The organism is Micromonospora sp. SYSU B005, assembly GCF_055362685.1.
The window spans coordinates 23,326-43,550 of sequence record NZ_JAXCFU010000016.1 but is presented as its reverse complement, the minus strand read 5'-3'; the positions used below and the strand labels follow the sequence as shown (position 1 = coordinate 43,550).

Sequence of the window (20,225 nt, the reverse complement as noted above, 5' to 3'; positions counted from 1 at the left end):
GGGAAGACCCGGGGCCGCTCCCGGCCGGTCAGGGAGGATGGACGCTGTGGGCAGGGGTGAACTGCGGATCTACCTCGGGGCCGCCCCGGGCGTCGGGAAGACGTACGCCGTGCTCGAGGAGGCCCAGCGCCGGGCCGAGCGCGGCACCGACGTGGTGATCGGCCTGGTCGAGACGCATGGCCGCCGGCACACCGCCGAGATGATCGGCGACCTGGAGGTGGTGCCGCGCCGGTCGATGACGTACCGGGGCGTCGAGTTCACCGAGATGGACCTGGACGCGGTGCTGGCCCGGCGGCCCGAGGTGGTCGTGGTGGACGAGCTGGCCCACACGAACGTGCCCGGCTCCCGTCACGAGAAGCGCTGGCAGGACGTGCAGGAGCTGCTCGACGCCGGGATCAGCGTGCTCAGCACGGTCAACGTGCAGCACCTGGAGTCGCTGAACGACGTGGTCGCGCAGATCACCGGCACCACCCAGCGGGAGACGGTGCCGGACCAGGTGGTCCGGGCCGCCGAGCAGGTCGAGCTGGTGGACATGACGCCGGAGGCGCTGCGCCGGCGGATGGCGCACGGCAACATCTACCGGCCCGACAAGATCGACGCCGCGCTCGGCAACTACTTCCGGGTCGGCAACCTCACCGCGCTGCGCGAACTGGCGCTGCTCTGGCTGGCCGACAAGGTCGACGAGCAGCTCGACGCGTACCGGGCCCAGCAGGGCATCTCCGACACCTGGGAGGCGCGGGAACGGGTGGTCGTCGCGCTGACCGGCGGCCCGGAGGGCGAGACGCTGATCCGCCGGGCCGCCCGGATCGCCGCCCGCAGCAAGGGCGCCGACCTGCTCGCCGTGCACGTGGCCCGCAGCGACGGGCTCGCCGGCGCCGACCCGGCCCAGCTGGCCCGGCAGCGGGTGCTGGTGGAGAGCCTCGGCGGCACGTATCACCAGGTGCTCGGCACCGACATCCCGGCGTCGCTGCTCGACTTCGCGCGGGGCGTCAACGCCACCCAGCTCGTGCTCGGCGCGAGCCGCCGGGGCCGGTTCGCGCAGGTGTTCGCCAGGGGCGTCGGCGTGACCACCACCGCGCTGTCCGGCCCGATCGACGTGCACCTGGTCACCCACCCCGAGGCGGGCCGCGGGCGCCGGGGCACGTCGGTGCCCGCCGCGCTGTCGCGACGCCGGCGGCTGATCGGGTACGCGCTCGCGGTGCTCGGCATGCCGCTGCTCACGCTCGTGCTGCGGACGCTGCCCGACCTCACCCTGACGAACGACATCCTGCTGTTCCTCGCCGGTGTCGTGGGCGTGGCGCTGGTCGGCGGACTGTGGCCCGCGCTGGTCGCCGCGCTCGGCGGCTCGCTGCTGCTCAACTGGTTCTTCACCCCGCCGTACCGGACGCTGACCATCGCCGAGGCGGACAACCTGCTCGCCCTCGGAGTGTTCGTCGGCGTCGCCATCGCGGTGAGCTGGGTGGTCGACGTGGCGGCGCGGCGTACCCGGGAGGCGGCCCGGGCCTCCGCCGACGCGCAGACCCTGGCCACCGTGGCGGGAAGCGTGCTGCGCGGCGAGCGGCCGCTGCCCGCGCTGCTGGACCGGCTGCGGGAGACGTTCGGGCTGCGCGCGGTGAGCGTGCTGGAGCTGACCGACGAGGCCGGCGGACGCCCGGCGCGCGCCCGAGGGGCGGACGCCTGGCGGGTGGTGGCGAGCGTCGGCGAGCGGCCGCCGGGTAGCCCGGGCGCGGGCGAGACCGTGGTGCCGGTGGACGACCGGCTCAGCGTGGTGCTCGCCGGCCGGCGGCTGGAGGCGGCCGACCGGCGGGTGGTCGAGGCGTTCGCCGCGCAGGCCGCCGTCGCGCTGCGCCAGGAACGGCTGGCCGAGGAGGCCGCCACCGCCCGTCCGCTGGCCGCCGCCGACCGGATGCGGACCGCGCTGCTCGCGGCGGTCAGCCACGACCTGCGTACGCCGCTGGCGTCGGCGAAGGCGGCGGTGAGCAGCCTGCGCAGCCACGACGTCGAGTTCGACGCGGACGACCGGGAGGAACTGCTCGCCACCGCCGACGAGTCGCTGGACCGGCTGGGCCGGCTGGTGGCGAACCTGCTCGACATGAGCCGGTTGCAGGCCGGCGCGCTGGGCGTGAGCGCCACCGCGATCGGGCTGGAGGACGCCGTACCCCTGGCCCTCGACGAACTGGGCCCGGCGGCGGCCGAGGTGACCACGGACATCCCGGCCGACCTGCCGGCGGCGCTCGCCGACCCGGGCCTGCTGGAGCGGGTGCTCGTCAACATCGTGGCGAACGCGCTGCGGCACAGCCCGCCCGGCCGGCCGCCGACGATCACCGGCAGCGCGCACGCCGGACAGGTCGAGCTGCGGGTGATCGACACCGGGCCGGGCATCCCGGAGGACCAGTGGGAGCACGTCTTCCTGCCGTTCCAGCGCCTCGGCGACCGGGACAACCAGACCGGGGTGGGCCTGGGGCTGGCGCTGTCCCGGGGACTCGCCGAGGCGATGGGTGGCAGCATCACCCCGGAGACCACGCCCGGTGGCGGTCTCACCATGGTGCTGCGGCTGCCGGCCGCCACCCAGCCGGAGGGGCCGCAGGAATGACCCGCATCCTGGTCGTCGACGACGAGCCGCAGATCCTGCGCGCGCTGCGGATCAACCTGCGCGCCCGGGGCTACGACGTCGAGGTCGCAGACAGCGGCGCCGCCGCGCTCAAGGCCGCCGCCGCACACCCGCCGGATCTGGTGGTGCTCGACCTCGGCCTGCCCGACCTGGACGGCACCGACGTCATCCGGGGCCTGCGCGGCTGGACCGCCGTGCCGATCATCGTGCTGTCCGGGCGGGCCGGCAGCGAGGACAAGGTGTCCGCGCTCGACGCGGGCGCCGACGACTACGTGACCAAGCCGTTCGGCGTGGACGAGCTGCTCGCCCGCATCCGGGCGGTGACCCGGCGGCTCGCCCCCGCCTCGCCCGCCGTGCCCGCGCTGCGGATCGGCCGCAACACCGTCGACCTGGCCGACCGGACCGTCACCCGGGACGACGGCGTCGAGGTCAAGCTCACCCCCACCCAGTGGGCCATGCTGGAGAAGCTGCTGCGCAACCCGGGCAAGCTGGTCAGCCAGCGCCAGTTGCTGCACGACGTGTGGGGACCGGAGTACCACCACGAGACGAACTACCTGCGGCAGTACATGGCCCAGTTGCGCCGCAAGCTGGAGGACGACCCGGCCCGGCCCCGGCACCTGATCACCGAACCGGGCATGGGCTACCGCTACCGCCCCTGACGTTTGCGCGAGCCCCGGCGGGGGATTCGGCGAGCCGGCCGAGCAGCGGGGGAGGGGCATGGCGGACAACCGGTCCTCGGAGGGGTTCGGCCGCCGCCTCGACGAGCACGCCATCGATGCGGGCGCGGCCGAGCCGGAGCGACCCGACGGGCTGGTCGACAGCGGCGTCTACGTCGGCGGCGTACGCCGGGCGTCACCTGTGAGCCTCGCCGACACGTTCCGCTGCCTGCAACAGCTCGACGACGCGATGGCCTGGATCGGGCTGCGCCGGCCGGGCCGGGAGGAGGTGGCCTCGGTCGCCGCCGAGTTCCAGCTTCCCGACCTGGCCGTCGAGGACGCGATCAACGCCCACCAGCGTCCCAAGCTGGAACGCTACGGCGACACCCTGTTCGTGGTGCTGCGCGCCGCCCGCTACCTGGACGCCCGGGACGCGGTCGAGTTCGCCGAACTGCACCTGTTCCTCGGCCCCGGTTTCGTGATCACCGTGCGGCACGGCGGCACGCCCGACCTGGCCGGCGTGCGGCGGCGGCTGGAGGCCGAACCCGAGGTGCTCGCGCTCGGCCCGGAAGCAGTGCTCTACGCCGTACTCGACCGGGTGGTGGACGGCTACGCGCCGGTGGTGGCCGGGCTGGAGAACGACATCGACGAGATCGAGACCGAGGTGTTCGGCGGCGACCCGAACGCCAGCCGCCGCATCTACGAGCTGAGCCGCGAGGTGATCCAGTTCCAGCGGGCCGCCCGGCCGCTGCTGAAGGTGGTCGACGCGCTCACGCACGGCTTCGACAGGTACGGCACGGACGAGGAACTGCGCCGGCGGCTGCGCGACGTGGCCGACCACCTGACCCAGGTGGTGGAGCGGGTGGACGGGTTCCGGCACCTGCTCCAGAACATCCTCACCGTCAACGCCACGCTGGTGTCGCAGGCGCAGAACGAGGAGATGCGCAGCCTGACCGCGGCCAGCTTCGAGCAGAACGAGGAGATCAAACGGGTCTCCGCGTGGGCGGCCATCCTGTTCGCGCCCACCCTGATCGGCACCGTCTACGGGATGAACTTCACCCACATGCCGGAGCTGGACTGGCGGTACGGCTACCTGTTCGCGGTCACCCTGATGCTCGCCGTCTGCGGCGCGCTCTACCTGCTGTTCAAACGCCGCGGCTGGCTCTGAGCCGGGCCGTGCGCGTCTCGGCCGCAGCCGCACGCCTTCGTTGATCCACTAAAGTGTCCGGGTGGCTACCCCCCGTCGTGCGCGCGTCGTCCGGTTCCGGCCCTCCGGAGCGGAACGCTGATCGGGGACACGGTTCCGGCACCGCGCGGCGGGCGCCGGACCAGTGACGGAAAGCGCGGGCTGGCCGGCCACTGTGCCCGGATCGTCGCGTCCCGGCCGTTCGAGGTGGCCATCGTGGTGCTCATCATGGCCAACGGCGTGGTGCTGGGCATCGAGACGTACCCGAACCTCGGCGCGGCCGGGCCGGTGCTGCGGTGGACGGAGTGGATGTTCCGGGCGGTCTTCGTCGTGGAGATCACCATCCGGGTGCTCGCGTACGGCCGCCGCCCGCAGGACTTCTTCCGGCACGGCTGGAACGTCTTCGACCTGCTGGTGACGGCGGCCATATTCGTCCCGGGCCTGCACGGCGACTCGGCCGTACTGCGGTTCATCCGGGTCGCCCGGGTACTGCGTCTGGTGCGCTTCTCACCCGGCCTGCGGACCATCGTCGCAGCACTGTGGCGCAGCCTCCCAGGCGTCGCGGGTTTCCTCGCGCTCGCCGCCGTCACGCTCTACGTGTACGGCATGGCCGGCTGGCTGATCTTCGGCGACCGCTACCCCGAGCAGTACGGCGACATCGGCCGTTCGCTTGTCACGCTGTTCGTGCTGCTGTCCCTGGAGACGCTGCCGGACCTGCTGGAACAGGGTCTGGAGGTGTCGCCGTGGACGCTGCTCTACTACGTCAGCTTCGTGATGATCGCGGTAAACCTCCTGCTGAACATCCTCATCGCCGTCATCGTCAACTCGATGGAGGAGGCGCGCCGGCTTGAGATGACCGAGGGGCTGGCGTCCGACTACGACTCCGACGGGGACGGGATTCCGGACGAGGTGGACCGGATCGCGATCAGCCAGCGCCTGGACGACCTGCGCATGGTGATCGCCGAGTTGGAGCGGGAACTGCGCATCGAGCGGGAGGAGCCGCCCGGCGCGCCGCGCCGCCGGCAGCCCTCGGACCACTGATCAGGGGCGGTCATGACAGTTCCGTGACGAAAGCGGTTCCCGGGTTTGGCCGACTGGTTGATCGGGGCAACCAGGCTGACGCCAACACATTTGAGGGAAGGGACGCCTCTCGTGGAGATCACGGGCTTCTTCACCGCGCTCATCATCGGTCTCATCATCGGTGCGCTCGGGCGCCTGGTGGTGCCGGGCAAGCAGAACATCCCGATCTGGCTGACCCTGCTCATCGGTGTGGTCGCCGCGTTCGTCGGCACGCTGGTGGCCGGCGCGTTCGGCGTCGACGACACCCCCGGCATCGACTGGATCGAGCTGGCGCTCCAGGTCGGCTTCGCCGCCATCGGTGTCGCCGTCTTCGCCGGCCTCTACGGACGCCGCCGCATCTGAGGCACCCGCCGGGGCCGCTTCCGCACGTCGCGGAAGCGGCCCCGGCGTGTCACTCCCGCCAGCCGGTCAGCTCGACGCCCTTCGCCAGCTCCACCCGGAAGCCCAGGGCGATCTCGCCGCTCTCACCCGGCGCCAGCGACAGCCGCCACGTCAGCTCGCCCAGCTCCGTACGCTCGGCCGGTGGCGGCGTCAGCGCGGTCTCGCGTACCACCACCGCCTCGTCGCGGGACACCGGCAGCTGATCCCGCACCTCCACAGTGGCCGGCCGGGGCGTGTGGTTCGCCACAGTGATCCGGTACTCCACCTCCCGCCGCCGCGTCGACCCGAGCGTGGCCTTGCTCTCGGTGCGCCGGGACAGCTTCCGCTCCACCCGCAGCCGGTCGTCCACTCCGAGCGCCAGCTCGGTCTCCTCGCCCGGCGCCCACGTCTTCAGCCGCGTCGCCGCCACGAAATCGGCGCCGTGGAAGACCGACGCCGGGCCGGGCAGCAGCGTGTGGTCCGAGGTGTTGCGGACCGTGGCCCGCAGGTGCGCCTCGGCGGCACGCACCGGCACGCTCACGTGGTCCAGCCGGGTCGGCAGCTCCAGCACCGCGATCGTCACCCGGTGCGCACCGCCGTCCGCGGGAACCGCTACCGGCCGCGCGGGCCGGTAGGTGGCCGCCGTCACGCCCTGCTCCACCTCGGCGACGCTCTCCCGCACCGCCGGCGCCGCGGCCCGCGCCGCGCGGGGACGGCCCGCCGGCGCCGCGCCGGGCGCCGGGGGCGGCGCCATGCCGCCGAACGACGCGGCCGACACGGCCATCGGCGGTTCCGGCCGGAACCGGTCGAGATACCAGGGCGACAATTCGGGTACGCCGCTCGCCGCCGCCGGCCGGGCGGTGGAGAGCTGGAGGTCGCACTCCGGCCAGTCCTCCCCGGTGCCCTGGCTGACCAGCCCGAACCAGGTGACGGTCATGGTGTCCTCGACCAGCCGCAGGTCGTAGGAGGGCGTCCAGCGGGCGCCGTCCACCAGGTACGTCAGCTCCAGCTCCACCTCGGTCTCGTCGGCGTCCACCGAGACGGACACCTCGGCGGCCAGCCGGTCCGGCTCCCGCTTGCCGCGCGCCGCGTCCAGCTCCCGGTCGACGGCGGCCAGCTCCTCCGCCAGCTCGGCGCGGCGCCGGGTCAGCCCGCGCCGCCGGGCCCGGGACTCGGCGAGCTGACCGGCCACCGAGTCGGTGAAGGCCGCGACGTCGGCCGGGGCCGCGTCACCGGCGGCCAGCGCCCGGGCGTACGTGCCACCCGCGCGCTCGGCCAGCCGGGTGAGGAAATCGCCGCGCTGGTCCTCGATCGCGTCGGTGTCGCCGACCTCGGCCAGCTCGTCGGCCAGGTCGCGCCGCCGCCGTTCCAGCTCGACGACCTGGGCGTCGGTGCTGCGGGCCTGCCGCCACGCGGCCACGTCCACCCCGAGCACCGTCACCGCGCCCCGGCCACCCACCCGGATCGAGTCCCGGCGCAGGCCCAGCGGGAGCGGGGCGACGCGTACCCGGTGGTCGCCGGCGGTCAGCCGGACGCGGCCGCGGCGGGTGACCCGGGCGCGGTCCGGGTAGACGGTCACGCCGGCGACGGGCGCATCGATCTCCACTGTGTCCACGGCGGCGAGGGTAGTTCAGCCGCGCCCGCGGCAGCGCTACCGCAGATGGAGCCGCTCGTCGACGGCGACAGCGGCCAGGTCGCGCGCGGTGAACGGCAGCGGGGACGCGGGCGCCTGCCTGTCGTACGCGCCCTGCGCGACGAAGACCACCACGCCGTCGGGGTGCCGGTAGGCGGCCCACTGGTCGAACCGGTCGTCCGAGCCGGGCCGGACCACCACGCCCACAGTCGCGTCGCCGACCGTCACCGGCTGGCACTCGCCCCCCATGCCCCAGAACTCGCGTGCCAGGGCGCACGGTTCGGACGGCAGCAGGTTGCCCGCGGTGTGCACCTCGGTGAGCAGGCGCCCCTTCCACGTCCCCTTCGCCACGTCGACCGAGGCCAGGTAGCTCCACAGCTCGACGCCGCCTGCCCGTCCGGTGAAGTCCGCCTGATGGGTGCCGAGCGTCTCCTTCCCGGTCTCGGTGGAGACGGTCTTCTCGGCGGTGTAGCCGGCGGGCACCACTGTGACGAGCCGGTCGAGCAGCAGGGCGGCCTGGTCGTACCGGGTGCCCGCCCGCGCGGTGCGGTCCTCCTGCGGCAGGCCGTCGGGCCCGGTCGGCATCGGCTCGGCGCTCGTGTCCGCCGACGGCGGCGGGGCGGCCTGCGGCAGCGCGGCCGGCGGGCGCCGGTCGCCGCCGTCGGGGGTGGCGAGGGCCACGACACCCACGACGGCGAGTACGGCCGTCGCCGACCCGGCGCACGCCTGGACGGCCCGGCGCCGGTTGCGGGCCCGCCGCGCGGTCCGGAGCATGGCGTCCGTGCTCGGTCGCGGTGGCGCGGCGACGCCGCGCATCTCGTCGCGAAGCGCCTCGCGCAGCTGGTCTCCGTTCATCGTTGCCCCTTCTCGCTCGTCGAGTGCATGGGTGACAGGAGGCCGCGCAACGTGTCCAGTCCGCGGGCGGACTGGCTCTTCACCGTTCCCGGCGAGCAGTTCAGCAGCGCTGCCACCTCGTCGATCGGCAGGTCCTCCCAGTAGCGGAGGACCAGGACGGCCCGCTGCCGGGGCGGTACGGCGGCCAGCGCCTGGAGCAGCACGAGCCGGTCCTCGTGCGGACTCGCCGGCACCGGCGGATCGGCGTCGGGCGTGCCCACCCGTTCCCGTCGCCACCAGCCCCGCCGCCGTTCGTCGAGGAAGGACCTCACGATGATCTGGCGCAGGTAGGGGTCGAGCGCCTCGTGCCGGGCGATCCGGTTCCAGACCAGGTACAGCTTGGTGAACCCGGTCTGGACCAGGTCCTCCGCGCGGTGCCAGTCACCGCAGAGCAGATACGCGGTGGCGCGCATGGCGTGGTGCCTCGCCGAGAAGTACTCCGCGAACGCCGTGTCGCGATCACTCATTCGGACCTCCGATCGGATTCGGGATAGTCACGCCATGTGTGGCTCCCGGGGTTGCTCGGAGGGCGAGGCGAATCTGCGCCGCCGCCGGTCAGCCGCGGAAGCTCCGCGCGAGCAACCGGAGCCCTTCGGGTACGTCGGCGGTGGCGACGGCGCCGTAGCCGAGCACCAGACCGGCCGGGCCGGGCGGCCCCGCCTGGTAGCCGGCGATCTCGCGTACGGTGACGCCGGCCTCGGCCGCCCGGGCGACGACGGCCGGCAAGTCGACGCCGGCCTCCGGGCGCAGCCGCGCGCACAGGTGCAGGCCCGCTGTGGACGGCACCGGGTCGAGCCAGCCGGCGAGGTCGGAGCGCAGCGCGGCGTCGATCAGGTCGCGCCGCTCGGCGTACACCCGGGTCGCCTTGCGGATGTGCCGGGCCAGTTCGCCGGAGTCGATGAACCGGGCCAGCGCGGCCTGCGTGGTGTGGTCGCCGTGCCAGTCGGTGAGCTGCCGGGCGGCCAGCAGCGCCGGGCGCAGCGAGGCGGGGGCGACCAGGTACCCGAGGCGCAGCATGGGCAGCAGGGTCTTGGAGAACGTGCCGACGTAGACCACCTTCCCGGCCCGGTCCAGCGTCTGCAACGGGTCCAGCGGTCGTGCCGAGAAGCGGAACTCGGTGTCGTAGTCGTCCTCGACGATCACCGCGTCCCGGGTCGTCGCCCAGTCCAGCAGCGCCGCCCGGCGGGCCGGCGACATCCGGACGCCCAGCGGGAACTGGTGGGACGGGGTGACGTAGACCAGCCGCGCGTCGCCTGGTAGCGCGCGTACGTCGATGCCCTCGTCGTCGACCGGCACCGGCACGACCCGCGCGCCGTGGCCGGCGAACAGCCGCCGGGCCGGGGGATAGCCGGGATCCTCGACGGCCACCCGGTCGCCCGGTTCGAGCATCACCCGGGCGATCAGGTCCAGCGCCTGCTGCGCGCCGTGGGTGACGACGACGTCGTCGGGCCCGGCCCGTACCGCGCGGGCGAGACCCACGTACCGGGCGACGGCGGTACGGAGGCCCCGGTGCCCGGCCGGGTCGGCGTAGCCGCCCCGGATCGTCGCGGTACGCAGTTCCCCGGCGACCAGCCGCCGCCAGGTGGCCAGCGGGAACAGCCCGGTATCAGGGGTGCCGGCCCGGAAGTCGTGGCCCGGCCGGGGCGCGGCGGTGGGCGCCGGCTCGGCGGACGCCCAGAACGCGCGGGGGCGTACCCCACCGGCCGGCGCGGGACGGGGCCGGGCGCGGGCGACCGGCTCGCCGGCGACGAACGTCCCCGCGCCGACCCGGGCGGTGAGCAGGCCCTCGGCGGTCAGCCGCTCGTAGGCGACGGCGACCGTGTTGCGGGAGACGTCGAGCCGCCGGGCCAGTTCGCGGGTGGGTGGAAGCCGCTCGCCGGGCCGCAGCCGGCCGTCCAGGATCGCCTCCAGCAACTGCCTGTGGATCCGGGTGGCGCGGTCGCCGGGACCGGCCAGGCTGACGTGGACATCCACGGCGACGACACTACATTGGCCCAATCACATCGCCCGGAATCGGCGCTTCTGCGAGCCAATCCGCAGGTCTTGGATGGAGGAAGGAGCACGGCGAACGGGGGACGAGCAATGACCGATGTCGACACCGGCCGCCGGGTCCGGGTGCTGGCCCTGGCCCAGCTCGCGAACTCGGTGGGTGACGGCGCGTTCTACGCCTGCTCGGCGCTGTTCTTCATCCGGGTGGTCGGGCTCTCCCCGGCGCAGGTCGGGATCGCCCTCACCGTGGGCTGGTCGACGGGCATCCTCGCCGGGGTGCCCGCCGGCCAGTCGGCAGACCGCTACGGTGCGCGGCGGATGACAGTCGTCTTCGCCGTCGCCACCGCCGCCGCACTCAGCGGCTTCCTCGTGATCCGTTCCTTCCCGCTGTTCGTGCTGCTCGCCTGTTGCTACGCCGCCTGCCAGGCCGGGCTCACCGCCAGCCGGCAGGCACTGCTGGTCGGGCTGATCGAGCGCACGCGGCGCACGGCGGTACGGGCCCGGTTGCAGTCGGTCTCGAACGCCGGCCTGGCCGCCGGGGCCGGGCTGGGCGCGCTCGTGCTCTGGGCGGACAGCCACCCGGCGTACCTGTCCGCCTTCGCGCTCGACGCGGTGAGCTTCCTGGCCGCCGCCCTGCTGGTGCGCCGGCTGCCCGAGGCGGCGGCGCCGGTTCCGGCCGGACCCGAGCCGGGACGGCTGGCCGTGCTGCGCGACCGCCCGTACGCGCTGATCACGCTGCTGAACGCGGTGATGTGCCTGAACATGCCGCTGCTCAGCCTGGCGTTGCCACTGTGGATCGCGGAACGGACCGACGCCCCGGCGCCGATGGGCGCGATCGTGCTCACCGTGAACATGCTGTGCGTGGTGCTGTGGCAGGTCCGGGTGGCCCGCCGGGTGACCGATCCGGGCACGGCGGCGCGGGCCAGCGGGCACGCCGGTTGGGTGCTGCTTGTCGCCTGCGGCGCGTACGCGGTGTCCGGGATGGTCGGCGGCGCGTTGGTGGCCTCGGCGGTGCTGCTGGGCGCGGCACTGGCGCAGGTGTTCGGCGAGATGGTGCAGGCGGCCAGCGGCTGGGAGGTCGGCTTCACCCTGGCCCGCCCCGACCGGCAGGGGCAGTACCAGGGCTTCTTCGGCATGGCGCCGCAGCTCGCCCGGATGCTCGGCCCGGTGCTGCTGACCTCGCTGCTGCTCGGCTGGGGCACGCCGGGCTGGCTGGTGCTCGGCGGGCTGTTCGTGGTCGCGGGCCTGGCCATGCGTCCGGCGGTACGCCTCGCCGAGCGCCGTCGGGCCGTCGCCGAGCTGCGGATTCCCGCTCCGGTGCGGCGGACCGGCACCGAGGTGTCGTCCACCACGTCCCGGGAAGACCGCTGAGCTGGCGTACGCCCCACGGGAGGCGGTAGGGGCCGGTTTCTGGCACGGTGTCGGGTAGCGAGGTACGCGGTTGAGGGGGAGTGGTGGAGTTCTCGGCGACGAGCAGACAGGGGCATGTCGGCGCGGTGATCGAAGTCGTCGGCGACCTGGACATGAGCACCACTCCGCAGTTGCGCGACCGGCTGCACGAGCTCACGGAGGGCGGCGCCCGGGTCGTCGTCGTCGACCTGACCGGCGTCGGATTCATGGATTCCAGTGGCCTGGGCGCGCTCGTGGTCGGCTACAAGAGCCTGCGCGAGCGCGACGGCTGGCTGGGCCTGGCCGGAGTCCGCCCGTCCGTGCGCAGAGTCTTCTCGATCACCTCGGTGGACCGCGTGATCCCGCTGTTCGACACCGTGCCGGAGGCGGAGGACGCGTCACCGCTGGTGCCGTGAGCGCTCCTCGCCGGGGCGATCGCTGGTGCGGGTGAGGTCGGCGCCGGCGGTGCTGCGCCGTGGCCCGTGGTCGCCGTACCAGTCGACGACGAGCAGCGTGGCGTCGTCGGCCAGAGCCGGCCCGGCGATCTCCAGCATCGCGTCGGACAGCGCCCGGACCGCCTCGCGGGGGTGCAGGTCGGCGAGACGGGGCAGGGCGGCGGGCAGATCGAGGTCGGCCGCGTTGCGTTCGCGCATGCCGTCGGTGACCACCACCAGCCGGTCGCCGGGCCGCAGTGGCAGCTCCGCGCTGCGGTAGCCCTCGTCGGGGAACATGCCGAGCGGGAAGTTGCCCGGCAGGTCCACCGGTGCGACCCGGCCGTCCCGGACCAGTATCGGCGGTACGTGCCCGGCGTTCAGCAGTTCGCAGCGACCGGTGGTCAGGTCGATGCGGCCCAGCACGGCGGTGAGGTACGCGCCGCGTACGTTGGCGTGCTCCGCGACGGCCCGGTTGGCCTCCTCGGCCTGGACGATCAGGCTGCTGCCGCGCCGCCGTGTGTTGCGCAGGCTGCCGACGCCGAGGGTGGCGGTGAGCGCGCTCGCCACGCCGTGGCCCATGGCGTCGGTGACGCTGAGATGCAGGACGTCTCGTGCCAGGGTGTAGTCGAAGGTGTCCCCGCCGACGCTCGCCGCGGGTTCCAGCCACCCGGAGAGGGCGAAGGAGTTGGCCTCGCAGGTGAACGAGGCGGGCAGCAGGCGACGCTGGATCTCGGCGGAGAGGCTGAACGGTGTGGTGCGCTGCCCCCACTCGAACAGGTCGGTGTGCCTGCGGTTGGCGATGACCACGAACGCCAGCGCGAGCGCGGTGCGGGCGATCCGGCCCACCACGTCGTCGTCCGGCTCGTCGGGCAGGTCGATCTCCAGCAGGCCGATCGCCTCACCGCGGTCGGTGACCGGCGCCAGCACGGTCCAGGTGCCGTCGCCGGGGATGACCGCCGGGGCCTGCTGACGTAGTGCCTGCTCGTAGGGCCCACCGTCGAAGGGGAGGACCTCGGCGTCCTCCTCGTCGTGGCGCCGGCCGGGACCGCCACCGGCCGGCTGGTGGGTCAGCCGGACCAGCGCACGGCCGCTGAGGTCGGCGATCAGCAGCGAGACGCCGAGCGCGTTCAGCGCCGTGGCGATGACGCCGGTGACGGCCTCGACCGCCTCCACCGGGGCGGCGTCCTCGGCCGACTGCAACATCTCGGCCAGCATCGCCTGCTCGCTCTCCTTCACCTCGTGAGCATATTCAGCCCGCCGGACGGCCGCCTCGCGAGCGACACCGGGGGCGGCGGGGCGCGGTCATCGATCAGAGGTTATTGCATATAGTTGGCAACTACCGAATAGTGGCGGTAGTGGGCGCTCCGGCACGCGATGATCGATCCTCGCCGGAGCGCCCGCCCGCTGCCATCCGCAGACGAGTGTTCGAGGGGTTGCCGGTGGCGATCAAGCCCAAGCCCGTACGCGTGGCCGTGGCGCTCGCCGCCGCCCTGCTCGCCGTCACCGGCTGCTCGTCGCCGACGGCCTCGACCGGCGGTACGAACAACGCCGGCACGGTGGTGGTCGCCACCGCGGGCGAGCCGGACACGCTCAACCCGGTGCTCAACTACGGCGTCGACGGCGCGTCGCTGATCTTCGACGGGCTGGTCGCCCGGGACGCCCGCAACGATCTGGTGCCCGCCCTGGCCCGCGAGCTGCCCACCGTCTCGGCGGACGGGAAGACGGTCACCGCGAAGCTGCGCGAGGGCGTGCTGTTCCACGACGGCAGCCCGCTGACCGCGCAGGACGTGGTGTTCACCTACCAGGCGGTGCTCGATCCGGCCGTCGACTCCACGCTGCGCTCCGATCTGGACATGCTCGCCTCCGTCACCGCGCCCGACCCGGCGACTGTGGTGTTCGCCCTCAGGTACGCGTACGCGCCGTTCCTGCAACGGCTGGCGCTGGGGATCGTCCCGGCGAAGGCGTTCGCCGGGCAGGACGTCAACAAGGCCGCGTTCAACCGCAAGCCGGTCGGCACCGGCCCGTACCGGTTCACCTCCTGGACCCCGGGTGACCGGCTCGTGCTCGCGGCGAACGAGACGTACTGGGACGGCAAGCCGGCGAACTCCGGCGTGATGGTGGCGTTCGTCGCCGACGACAACGTCCGGGCCCAGCGGATGCGGGCCGGCGAGTTCGACGCGGCGGAGCTGGCGCCGAAGCTCGCCTCCGGGTTCGAGAACCGGAACGGCTACCGGGTGCACAAGGTGCCGACCGCCGACTACCGGGGCGTCATGCTGCCGATGGGCAACCCGGTCACCGGCGACCTCGCGATCCGGCAGGCGCTGAACGTCGCGGTGGACCGGCAGGCCATGGTGACGGGTGTGCTCGGCGGTGCGGGCGAGCCCGCGTTCGGGCCGGTGCCACCCACCTCGGAATACGCGGAGCCGTCGATCGCCGGCCGGCCCGCCGCCGACACCGCCGCCGCGACCGCCGCGCTGGACGCCGCCGGGTGGAAGACCGGCCCGGACGGCATCCGCGTCAAGGACGGCCGGGCGGCCGCGTTCGCGCTCCTGTACCCGGCCACCGACAGCCTGCGCAAGGAACTGGCCCTGGCCGTCGTCGCCGACGCGAAGAAGGTCGGCATCAGTGTCACGCCCGAGGGTCTGACCTGGGACGCGATCACCCCGCGGATGAAGAACGACGCGCTGATGATGGGCTACGGCACGCCCTACGACCCGGACTTCGTCTCCTACAAGCTGTTCAGCTCGGCCTTCGCCGGGCAGGGCTTCTTCAACCCCGGCTCGTACCGCTCGGCGGTCACCGACGCCGCGTTGCAGGACGGCCGGGACAACGCCGACCCGGCCGCCCGCAAGGCCGCGTACGCCACGTTCCAGAAGCAGCTCGCCGCCGACGTGCCGTGGGTGTTCCTCACCTATCTCCAGCACACCTACGTGCTGAAGGACGCCGTGACCGGGGTGACGCCGCGGGTGGAGCCGCACGAGCACGACGTCGCCAACAGCATCTGGTGGAACGTGCACACATGGACGAAGAAGCCGTGACCGCGCCCGCGACCGGCCGGCGGCGGCTGGCCGGGGCGGGCACCGTGGTCCGGCGGCGGCTGCTGGTGGCCGTACCGGTGCTCGCCGCGACAAGCATGGGCATGTTCGCGCTCGGTGCGGCCTCCCCGATCGACCCGGCCCAGCAGTACGCGGGCGCGGCGGCGTTCACCACCAGCGAGGAGAACCTCGCGCAGATCCGCGCCAACTGGGGTGTCGACGACCCGCTGCCGGTGCAGTACGCCCGCTGGGTCGGCAACCTGCTGCGCGGCGACCTGGGCTGGTCGACCAGCCGGCACGAGCCGGTCACGTCGGTGCTCGCCGCCCGGGCCGGCTGGACGCTGCTGCTCGTCGGCACCGCGCTCGCCCTGGTGCTGGTGGCGAGCGTGCTGCTGGGCACACTGGCCGCGTACCGGCGTGGTGGCTGGTTCGACAGGGCGCTGCGCGCCGTCGCGTACGCCGTGCAGTCCATGCCGGTGTTCTGGATCGGCCTCGCGGCGATCGCCGTGTTCGCGCTCAGCCTCGGCTGGCTGCCCGCCGGCGGGCTCACCGACATCACCGCCACGAGCACCGACCCGGCCGACGTGGCCCGGCACCTGGTGCTCCCGGTGACAGTGCTGGCGATCTCCCAGGCGCCGTGGTTCGTCCTGTTCGTCCGCGACGCGGTCGCCGAGAGCCTGCGCGACGACCACGTGCTGGCCGCCCGAGCCCGCGGGCTCCCCGGCCGGGTCGTCCTGTTCGGACACGCACTGCGTACCGCGCTGCTGCCGTTCCTCACCCTGGTCGGCACGCACCTGCCCGAACTCGTCGGCGGCGCCGTCCTGGTGGAGACCGTGTTCTCCCTGCCCGGCCTCGGCGCGGTCACCGTCGAGGCCGCGCTGGGCGCCGACTTCCCGCTGCTCGCCGCCACGACCCTGGCCACCACCGTCGTGGTGCTGACCGCGAACCTGGTCACCGACCTCGCCTACGCCGCCGCCGACCCCCGGGTACGCCTCGATGACTGATCTCGCCCTCCCCGCGCGCGTCCGGCGCCTGCGCCGCCCCGGCAGCGTGGGCACGACAGTCGCCGTCGTCGTGCTCGCCGGTGTGGTGGCCGCCGCGCTGCTCGCCCCGGTCCTGTGGCCGCTCGACCAGAGCGCCGTCGACCTGTCCCGTACCCGGCTCGCGCCCTCGCCCGACCACCTGGCCGGCACCGACGACCTCGGCCGCGACGTGGCCGTGCGCAGCCTCTACGGCCTGCGCGTCTCGCTGCTCGTCGGCGCGGTCGCCGCGCTCGTCGCAGCGGTCGTCGGCGGCCTGGTCGGCGCCGTCGCCGGCAGCGTCGGCGGGTGGGTCGACCGGGCGCTCATGCGCGTCGTGGACACCGTCGCCGCGCTGCCGCACCTGCTGCTGGGCATCTTCATCGTGGCGATGCTGCGTCCCAGCCTCGGCGCGGTGATCGCGTCCATCGCGCTGACGCACTGGCTGTCCACCGCCCGGATCGTCCGCTCCGAGCTGCTCAGCCTGCGCAACCGGCCGTTCGTGGACGCCGCGATCTCCGGTGGTGCCGGACGCGTCCGGGTGCTCACCCGGCACCTGCTGCCGCACGTGCTGCCGCGCCTGGCGCTGGCGACCACGCTCATGGTGCCGCACGCCGTCTGGCACGAGACCGCGCTGTCGTTCCTCGGCCTGGGCCTGCCGCCGCACCTCGCCTCGATCGGCAACATGATCAACGACGGGCAGCGGTCCCTGCTCACCGGCGCCTGGTGGGCCAGCATCGTCCCCGGCCTCCTGCTCGTGGCGGCCACGCTGGCGCTCGCCGTGCTCACCGGCCGCTGGCGTGACCGCCTCGACCCGCGCGTACGGGCGGAGCTGCACCTGTGACCGCCCCGGCGCTGCTGACCGTCGACGGGCTGACCGTCCGCTTCCGGCTGCGCGACGCGGTCGTGCACGCCGTCACCGACCTGAGCCTCACGCTGCGGCCGGGCGAGCTGCTTGCAGTGGTCGGTGAGTCCGGGTGCGGCAAGTCCGTGCTCGCGCACGCCCTGCTCGGCCTGCTGCCGCGCAACGCCGCAGTCACCGGGCAGGCCCGCCTGCGCGCGCCGGGACGCGACGAGGTCGACCTGATCGGCGCGGGGGAGCGGCACCTCGCCCGGCACGTACGCGGCCGGGGCGTCGGCCTCGTCCCGCAGAGCCCCGCCACCGCGCTCACCCCGGTGCGTACCGGGCGGAAGCTGCTGGAGGAGACGCTGCGCGCCCACGGGCACACCCGCCGCGACGCGCCGGCCGCCGCCGGCCGGATCGCCGCCGACGTCGGTCTCGACCCGGCTGACCTGGACCGGTACCCGCACGAGCTGTCCGGCGGGATGGCCCAGCGGCTCGCCACCGCGCTGGCTCTCGCACCGGACCCGCCGGTGCTGCTCGCCGACGAACCCACCACCGGCCTCGACCGGCCGCTCGTCGACCACACGCTGGACCTGCTGCGCCGCCGCTGCGACACCGGCGCGGCCGTCCTGCTCATCACGCACGACCTGGCCGCCGCGCGCCGCGTCGCGGACACCGTCGCGGTGATGTACGCCAGCCGCATCGTCGAACACCGCCCGGCCGGGGCGCTGTTCGACGCACCGGCCCACCCGTACACCGCCGGTCTGCTCGACGCGTTGCCCGACCGCGCGTTCGTTCCGGTACCGGGCCACCCGCCGGCGCTCACCGATCTGCCCGGCGGCTGCGCCTTCGCCCCGCGCTGCGCCCGCGCCACCGGCACCTGCGACGCCCTGCCCCGCCTCGCCGCCGACGGCGCGGGCCGGGTCGCCTGTCACCACCCGCTGCGAGAGGGAGTACCGGCATGACGGTCACGGTTCCGGATGCCACCGACGCCGCCGCCCCGGGCGACGCGCCGGCGGCCGGGCTCGCCGCGCACCAGGTCTCCGTCGCGTACGGCGGCCGGCGCGTCCTCGACCGGGTCGACCTGCACATCGCCCCGGGCGAGACGGTCGGGCTGCGTGGCCCGTCGGGCAGCGGCAAGTCCACGCTCGCCCGCGTCCTCGCCCTGCTGCACGCCCCGGACGGCGGTCACGTCACGATCGACGGGAAACCGGTCGGCGGCGTCCGCCACCGCCTGCCGGCGCAGGTACGTACCCGCGTCGCGATCCTGTTCCAGAGCCCGCGCGCCGCCACCGACCCGCGGCTCAGCCTCGCCGACATCGTCGCCGAGCCACTGCGCGCCACCGGCACACCGCGCGAGCAGGCCGCCGCCCGCGCGGCGGAGCTTGCCGACCTGGCCGGGCTGACGCCCGACCTGCTGACCCGCCGCCCGCACGCGGTGAGCGACGGGCAACTGCAACGCGCCTGCCTGGCCCGCGCCCTGGTGCACCGGCCGGACTACCTGCTCTGCGACGAGGCCACCGCGATGCTCGACGCCTCCACCCAGGCGCACGTCGCCGCCGTCATCGGCGACTACCAGCGCCGACAGGGCGCCGGGGTCCTGGTCATCACCCACGACCCGGCACTGATGGCCCGCTGGGCCACCCGGGTGGTGGACCTGCCGGCGGCGTGACGTCGCGTCACTCCTGCACCGGGCGGCGTACGGTGCCCAGCGCCCCGGCGACGACCGCCCCGAATCCGACCGCCATGAGCGGCATCCCCATCTCGAACGGCAGCTCACCGACCCAGTTGATGCTGTCGCGCTCCGGCAGTGCGCCCAGGCTCACCGCGACCACCGCACTGGCGAGGAACATCCCGGCCACCGCCGCGCCGACCGCGAGCTTGGCGCACGCCACGCTCCGCCCGGCCCAGAGGCCGGCGAGGACGGCGATCACCAGGGACACCACGACCAGCCAGGTCCAGCCGCCCTCGGTCTCCAGGTAGGCCCAGCCCGAGTACGACCACTGGTGGCGGCGGCTGGCGCGGAACCACGGGATCAGGTAGCCGAGCAGCGCGGTGGCGCTGCCGACCGTGAGCAGCACGTCGGGGGCCGGGCGGTACCAGCGAGGGGAGTCGTCCATGCGTCCGAAAGGTAGCAGTCACCGTCACCGGCGGATCCGCGTGGACGTGGCGGTGGCCCGGCCGCAACGCCGCGACCGGGCCACCGCGCCGTGCGCGGTCAGCCGCCGAGGCTCGTGGCGGCGGACTGGATCGCCGAGGCGAACGTGCTGACCTGGGTGTAGACGCCGGGGTAGTTGGGGCGGGCGCACCCGTTGCCCCAGCTCACGATGCCCACCTGGATCCAGGCGCCGGCGGCGTCCGGGCGGAACATCGGGCCACCCGAGTCACCCTGGCAGGTGTCGACACCGCCGCTGGCGTAACCGGCGCAGATCTCCTCGCTGGGGATCACGTCGCCGCCGTAGTAGCGGTTGCAGGTGGTGTCGTCGACGAACGGCACCGTGGCCTTGAGCAGGTAGCGCTGCTGCGCGCCGCCCTCCCGCGCGGCGCCCCAGCCCGCCACCGTGAACGTGCCGTTGTCGTACGCAGTGCTGGTGGCGATCTTGAGCGTGGCGAGCGCGGTGACCGGGGTGGCGAGCCGGATCAGCGCCCAGTCGTCACCGTTGCCGTTGTAGCCGGGGGCCCGGTAGACGTAGTTGGAGCGGACCTGGATCCGGCTGGAGGACTGGAGGTCCACCACGCCCAGCGTCGCGGTGATGCTGGTGTTGGCGCCGGTACGGCCGACGCAGTGCGCGGCGGTGAGGACCAGTCGCGGGCTGTAGAGCGCTCCGCCGCAGCCCATCGAGAGCCGGACCATGAACGGGAACTCGCCCTGCGCGGCCCGGGTGCCGCCGACGACGTACGGCGTCATGTCCCCGGCCGGTGCCGCTGCGGCGGGCGCCACCGCGGTGACCGCTCCCGCGGTGACCACTGCCAGAACGGCCGCCATCCGGCCGAGGAATCTGCGCCAACGGACCATGGTTCCCTCCAGACATCGACGCTGTGCCGCCCCGCCGGGCCGCACTCGTGGTGGCAGGGAGCCTATGGGCAGGCATCGA

The 20,225-nt window shown here is 74.1% G+C and carries 19 protein-coding genes; 12 read left to right on the top strand and 7 right to left on the bottom strand.

The genetic code is table 11. The features are described 5' to 3' along the window. The first annotated feature begins 46 nt into the window (after positions 1 to 46). The 5 genes from SM452_RS26505 (at position 47) to SM452_RS26485 (ending at position 5,875) form a co-directional block, all read left to right on the top strand. The gene (locus SM452_RS26505) at positions 47 to 2,593 is read left to right on the top strand and encodes a sensor histidine kinase (RefSeq protein ID WP_463840937.1); all 2,547 of its coding nucleotides are present in this window, start codon (positions 47 to 49) and stop codon (positions 2,591 to 2,593) included. Further along, on the top strand, positions 2,590 to 3,270 hold the full coding sequence (locus SM452_RS26500) for a response regulator (protein WP_262015927.1): 681 nt from the start codon (positions 2,590 to 2,592) through the stop codon (positions 3,268 to 3,270). Before SM452_RS26505 ends, SM452_RS26500 begins: the two co-directional genes overlap by 4 nt. Positions 3,271 to 3,328: 58 nt before the next feature. Further along, positions 3,329 to 4,435, top strand: coding sequence for a magnesium and cobalt transport protein CorA (locus SM452_RS26495; protein WP_262015928.1), 1,107 nt, complete (start codon positions 3,329 to 3,331; stop codon positions 4,433 to 4,435). Between the two features lie 117 nt (positions 4,436 to 4,552). Beyond that, positions 4,553 to 5,494, top strand: a complete 942-nt coding sequence (locus SM452_RS26490; RefSeq protein WP_355510429.1) for an ion transporter — start codon at positions 4,553 to 4,555, stop codon at positions 5,492 to 5,494. A gap of 111 nt (positions 5,495 to 5,605) precedes the next feature. Further along, positions 5,606 to 5,875 (top strand): GlsB/YeaQ/YmgE family stress response membrane protein, encoded by a 270-nt coding sequence (locus SM452_RS26485; RefSeq protein ID WP_174533488.1) that lies wholly within the window; start codon positions 5,606 to 5,608, stop codon positions 5,873 to 5,875. Between the two features lie 49 nt (positions 5,876 to 5,924). Here the strand turns inward: SM452_RS26485 and SM452_RS26480 are convergent, their stop codons facing one another. The 4 genes from SM452_RS26480 to pdxR all read right to left on the bottom strand — a co-directional run bounded on the left by SM452_RS26480 (position 5,925) and on the right by pdxR (position 10,394). Then, positions 5,925 to 7,508 carry a DUF4139 domain-containing protein gene (locus SM452_RS26480; protein WP_463840936.1) on the bottom strand — a complete coding sequence of 528 codons (1,584 nt, stop codon included), beginning with the start codon at positions 7,506 to 7,508 and terminating at the stop codon, positions 5,925 to 5,927. Between the two features lie 36 nt (positions 7,509 to 7,544). Then, entirely contained in the window at positions 7,545 to 8,381 is an 837-nt protein-coding gene (locus tag SM452_RS26475; protein WP_463840935.1) for a hypothetical protein, read from the bottom strand. Continuing rightward, positions 8,378 to 8,887 carry a SigE family RNA polymerase sigma factor gene (locus SM452_RS26470; protein WP_463840934.1) on the bottom strand — a complete coding sequence of 170 codons (510 nt, stop codon included), beginning with the start codon at positions 8,885 to 8,887 and terminating at the stop codon, positions 8,378 to 8,380. The genes SM452_RS26475 and SM452_RS26470 overlap by 4 nt, the downstream gene beginning before the upstream one ends. Before the next feature lie 88 nt (positions 8,888 to 8,975). Further along, positions 8,976 to 10,394, bottom strand: a complete 1,419-nt coding sequence (gene pdxR / locus SM452_RS26465; protein WP_463840933.1) for a MocR-like pyridoxine biosynthesis transcription factor PdxR — start codon at positions 10,392 to 10,394, stop codon at positions 8,976 to 8,978. A 108-nt stretch (positions 10,395 to 10,502) separates the two neighbouring features. Between pdxR and SM452_RS26460 the strand changes: the two genes are divergently transcribed. Both SM452_RS26460 and SM452_RS26455 read left to right on the top strand, forming a co-directional pair. Beyond that, positions 10,503 to 11,780, top strand: a complete 1,278-nt coding sequence (locus SM452_RS26460; RefSeq protein ID WP_463840932.1) for an MFS transporter — start codon at positions 10,503 to 10,505, stop codon at positions 11,778 to 11,780. 83 nt (positions 11,781 to 11,863) lie between these two features. Then, on the top strand, positions 11,864 to 12,214 hold the full coding sequence (locus SM452_RS26455) for an STAS domain-containing protein (RefSeq protein WP_463840931.1): 351 nt from the start codon (positions 11,864 to 11,866) through the stop codon (positions 12,212 to 12,214). Here the strand turns inward: SM452_RS26455 and SM452_RS26450 are convergent. Beyond that, positions 12,197 to 13,468, bottom strand: coding sequence for a PP2C family protein-serine/threonine phosphatase (locus SM452_RS26450; protein ID WP_463840930.1), 1,272 nt, complete (start codon positions 13,466 to 13,468; stop codon positions 12,197 to 12,199). The genes SM452_RS26455 and SM452_RS26450 overlap by 18 nt on opposite strands. A gap of 203 nt (positions 13,469 to 13,671) precedes the next feature. Between SM452_RS26450 and SM452_RS26445 the strand changes: the two genes are divergently transcribed. The 5 genes from SM452_RS26445 to SM452_RS26425 are packed head-to-tail and all read left to right on the top strand — an operon-like array spanning position 13,672 to position 18,802. Continuing rightward, positions 13,672 to 15,270, top strand: coding sequence for an ABC transporter substrate-binding protein (locus SM452_RS26445; RefSeq protein WP_463840929.1), 1,599 nt, complete (start codon positions 13,672 to 13,674; stop codon positions 15,268 to 15,270). After that, entirely contained in the window at positions 15,252 to 16,271 is a 1,020-nt protein-coding gene (locus tag SM452_RS26440; protein WP_355510297.1) for an ABC transporter permease, read from the top strand. The genes SM452_RS26445 and SM452_RS26440 overlap by 19 nt, the downstream gene beginning before the upstream one ends. Then, positions 16,264 to 17,130, top strand: a complete 867-nt coding sequence (locus SM452_RS26435) for an ABC transporter permease (RefSeq protein WP_355510294.1) — start codon at positions 16,264 to 16,266, stop codon at positions 17,128 to 17,130. The genes SM452_RS26440 and SM452_RS26435 overlap by 8 nt, the downstream gene beginning before the upstream one ends. Next, positions 17,127 to 18,095 (top strand): ABC transporter ATP-binding protein, encoded by a 969-nt coding sequence (locus SM452_RS26430; protein WP_355510291.1) that lies wholly within the window; start codon positions 17,127 to 17,129, stop codon positions 18,093 to 18,095. The genes SM452_RS26435 and SM452_RS26430 overlap by 4 nt, the downstream gene beginning before the upstream one ends. Beyond that, entirely contained in the window at positions 18,092 to 18,802 is a 711-nt protein-coding gene (locus tag SM452_RS26425; RefSeq protein WP_463840928.1) for an ABC transporter ATP-binding protein, read from the top strand. The genes SM452_RS26430 and SM452_RS26425 overlap by 4 nt, the downstream gene beginning before the upstream one ends. A gap of 7 nt (positions 18,803 to 18,809) precedes the next feature. On the opposite strand, the gene SM452_RS26420 is transcribed toward SM452_RS26425, so the two are convergent. Beyond that, on the bottom strand, positions 18,810 to 19,250 hold the full coding sequence (locus SM452_RS26420; RefSeq protein WP_463840927.1) for a hypothetical protein: 441 nt from the start codon (positions 19,248 to 19,250) through the stop codon (positions 18,810 to 18,812). A 98-nt stretch (positions 19,251 to 19,348) separates the two neighbouring features. Further along, positions 19,349 to 20,146 carry a S1 family peptidase gene (locus SM452_RS26415; RefSeq protein WP_463840926.1) on the bottom strand — a complete coding sequence of 266 codons (798 nt, stop codon included), beginning with the start codon at positions 20,144 to 20,146 and terminating at the stop codon, positions 19,349 to 19,351. Positions 20,147 to 20,225: the final 79 nt, after the last annotated feature.

Excerpts from the sequence above, each read along its gene's own strand:
- SM452_RS26415 (WP_463840926.1), bottom strand. The coding sequence starts at position 20,146 with ATGGTCCGTTGGCGCAGATTCCTCGGCCGGATGGCGGCCGTTCTGGCA.
- SM452_RS26470 (WP_463840934.1), bottom strand. The coding sequence starts at position 8,887 with ATGAGTGATCGCGACACGGCGTTCGCGGAGTACTTCTCGGCGAGGCAC.
- SM452_RS26500 (WP_262015927.1), top strand. The coding sequence starts at position 2,590 with ATGACCCGCATCCTGGTCGTCGACGACGAGCCGCAGATCCTGCGCGCG.
- SM452_RS26425 (WP_463840928.1), top strand. The coding sequence starts at position 18,092 with ATGACGGTCACGGTTCCGGATGCCACCGACGCCGCCGCCCCGGGCGAC.
- SM452_RS26420 (WP_463840927.1), bottom strand. The coding sequence starts at position 19,250 with ATGGACGACTCCCCTCGCTGGTACCGCCCGGCCCCCGACGTGCTGCTC.
- SM452_RS26440 (WP_355510297.1), top strand. The coding sequence starts at position 15,252 with ATGGACGAAGAAGCCGTGACCGCGCCCGCGACCGGCCGGCGGCGGCTG.
- SM452_RS26495 (WP_262015928.1), top strand. The coding sequence starts at position 3,329 with ATGGCGGACAACCGGTCCTCGGAGGGGTTCGGCCGCCGCCTCGACGAG.
- SM452_RS26460 (WP_463840932.1), top strand. The coding sequence starts at position 10,503 with ATGACCGATGTCGACACCGGCCGCCGGGTCCGGGTGCTGGCCCTGGCC.
- SM452_RS26475 (WP_463840935.1), bottom strand. The coding sequence starts at position 8,381 with ATGAACGGAGACCAGCTGCGCGAGGCGCTTCGCGACGAGATGCGCGGC.
- SM452_RS26435 (WP_355510294.1), top strand. The coding sequence starts at position 16,264 with ATGACTGATCTCGCCCTCCCCGCGCGCGTCCGGCGCCTGCGCCGCCCC.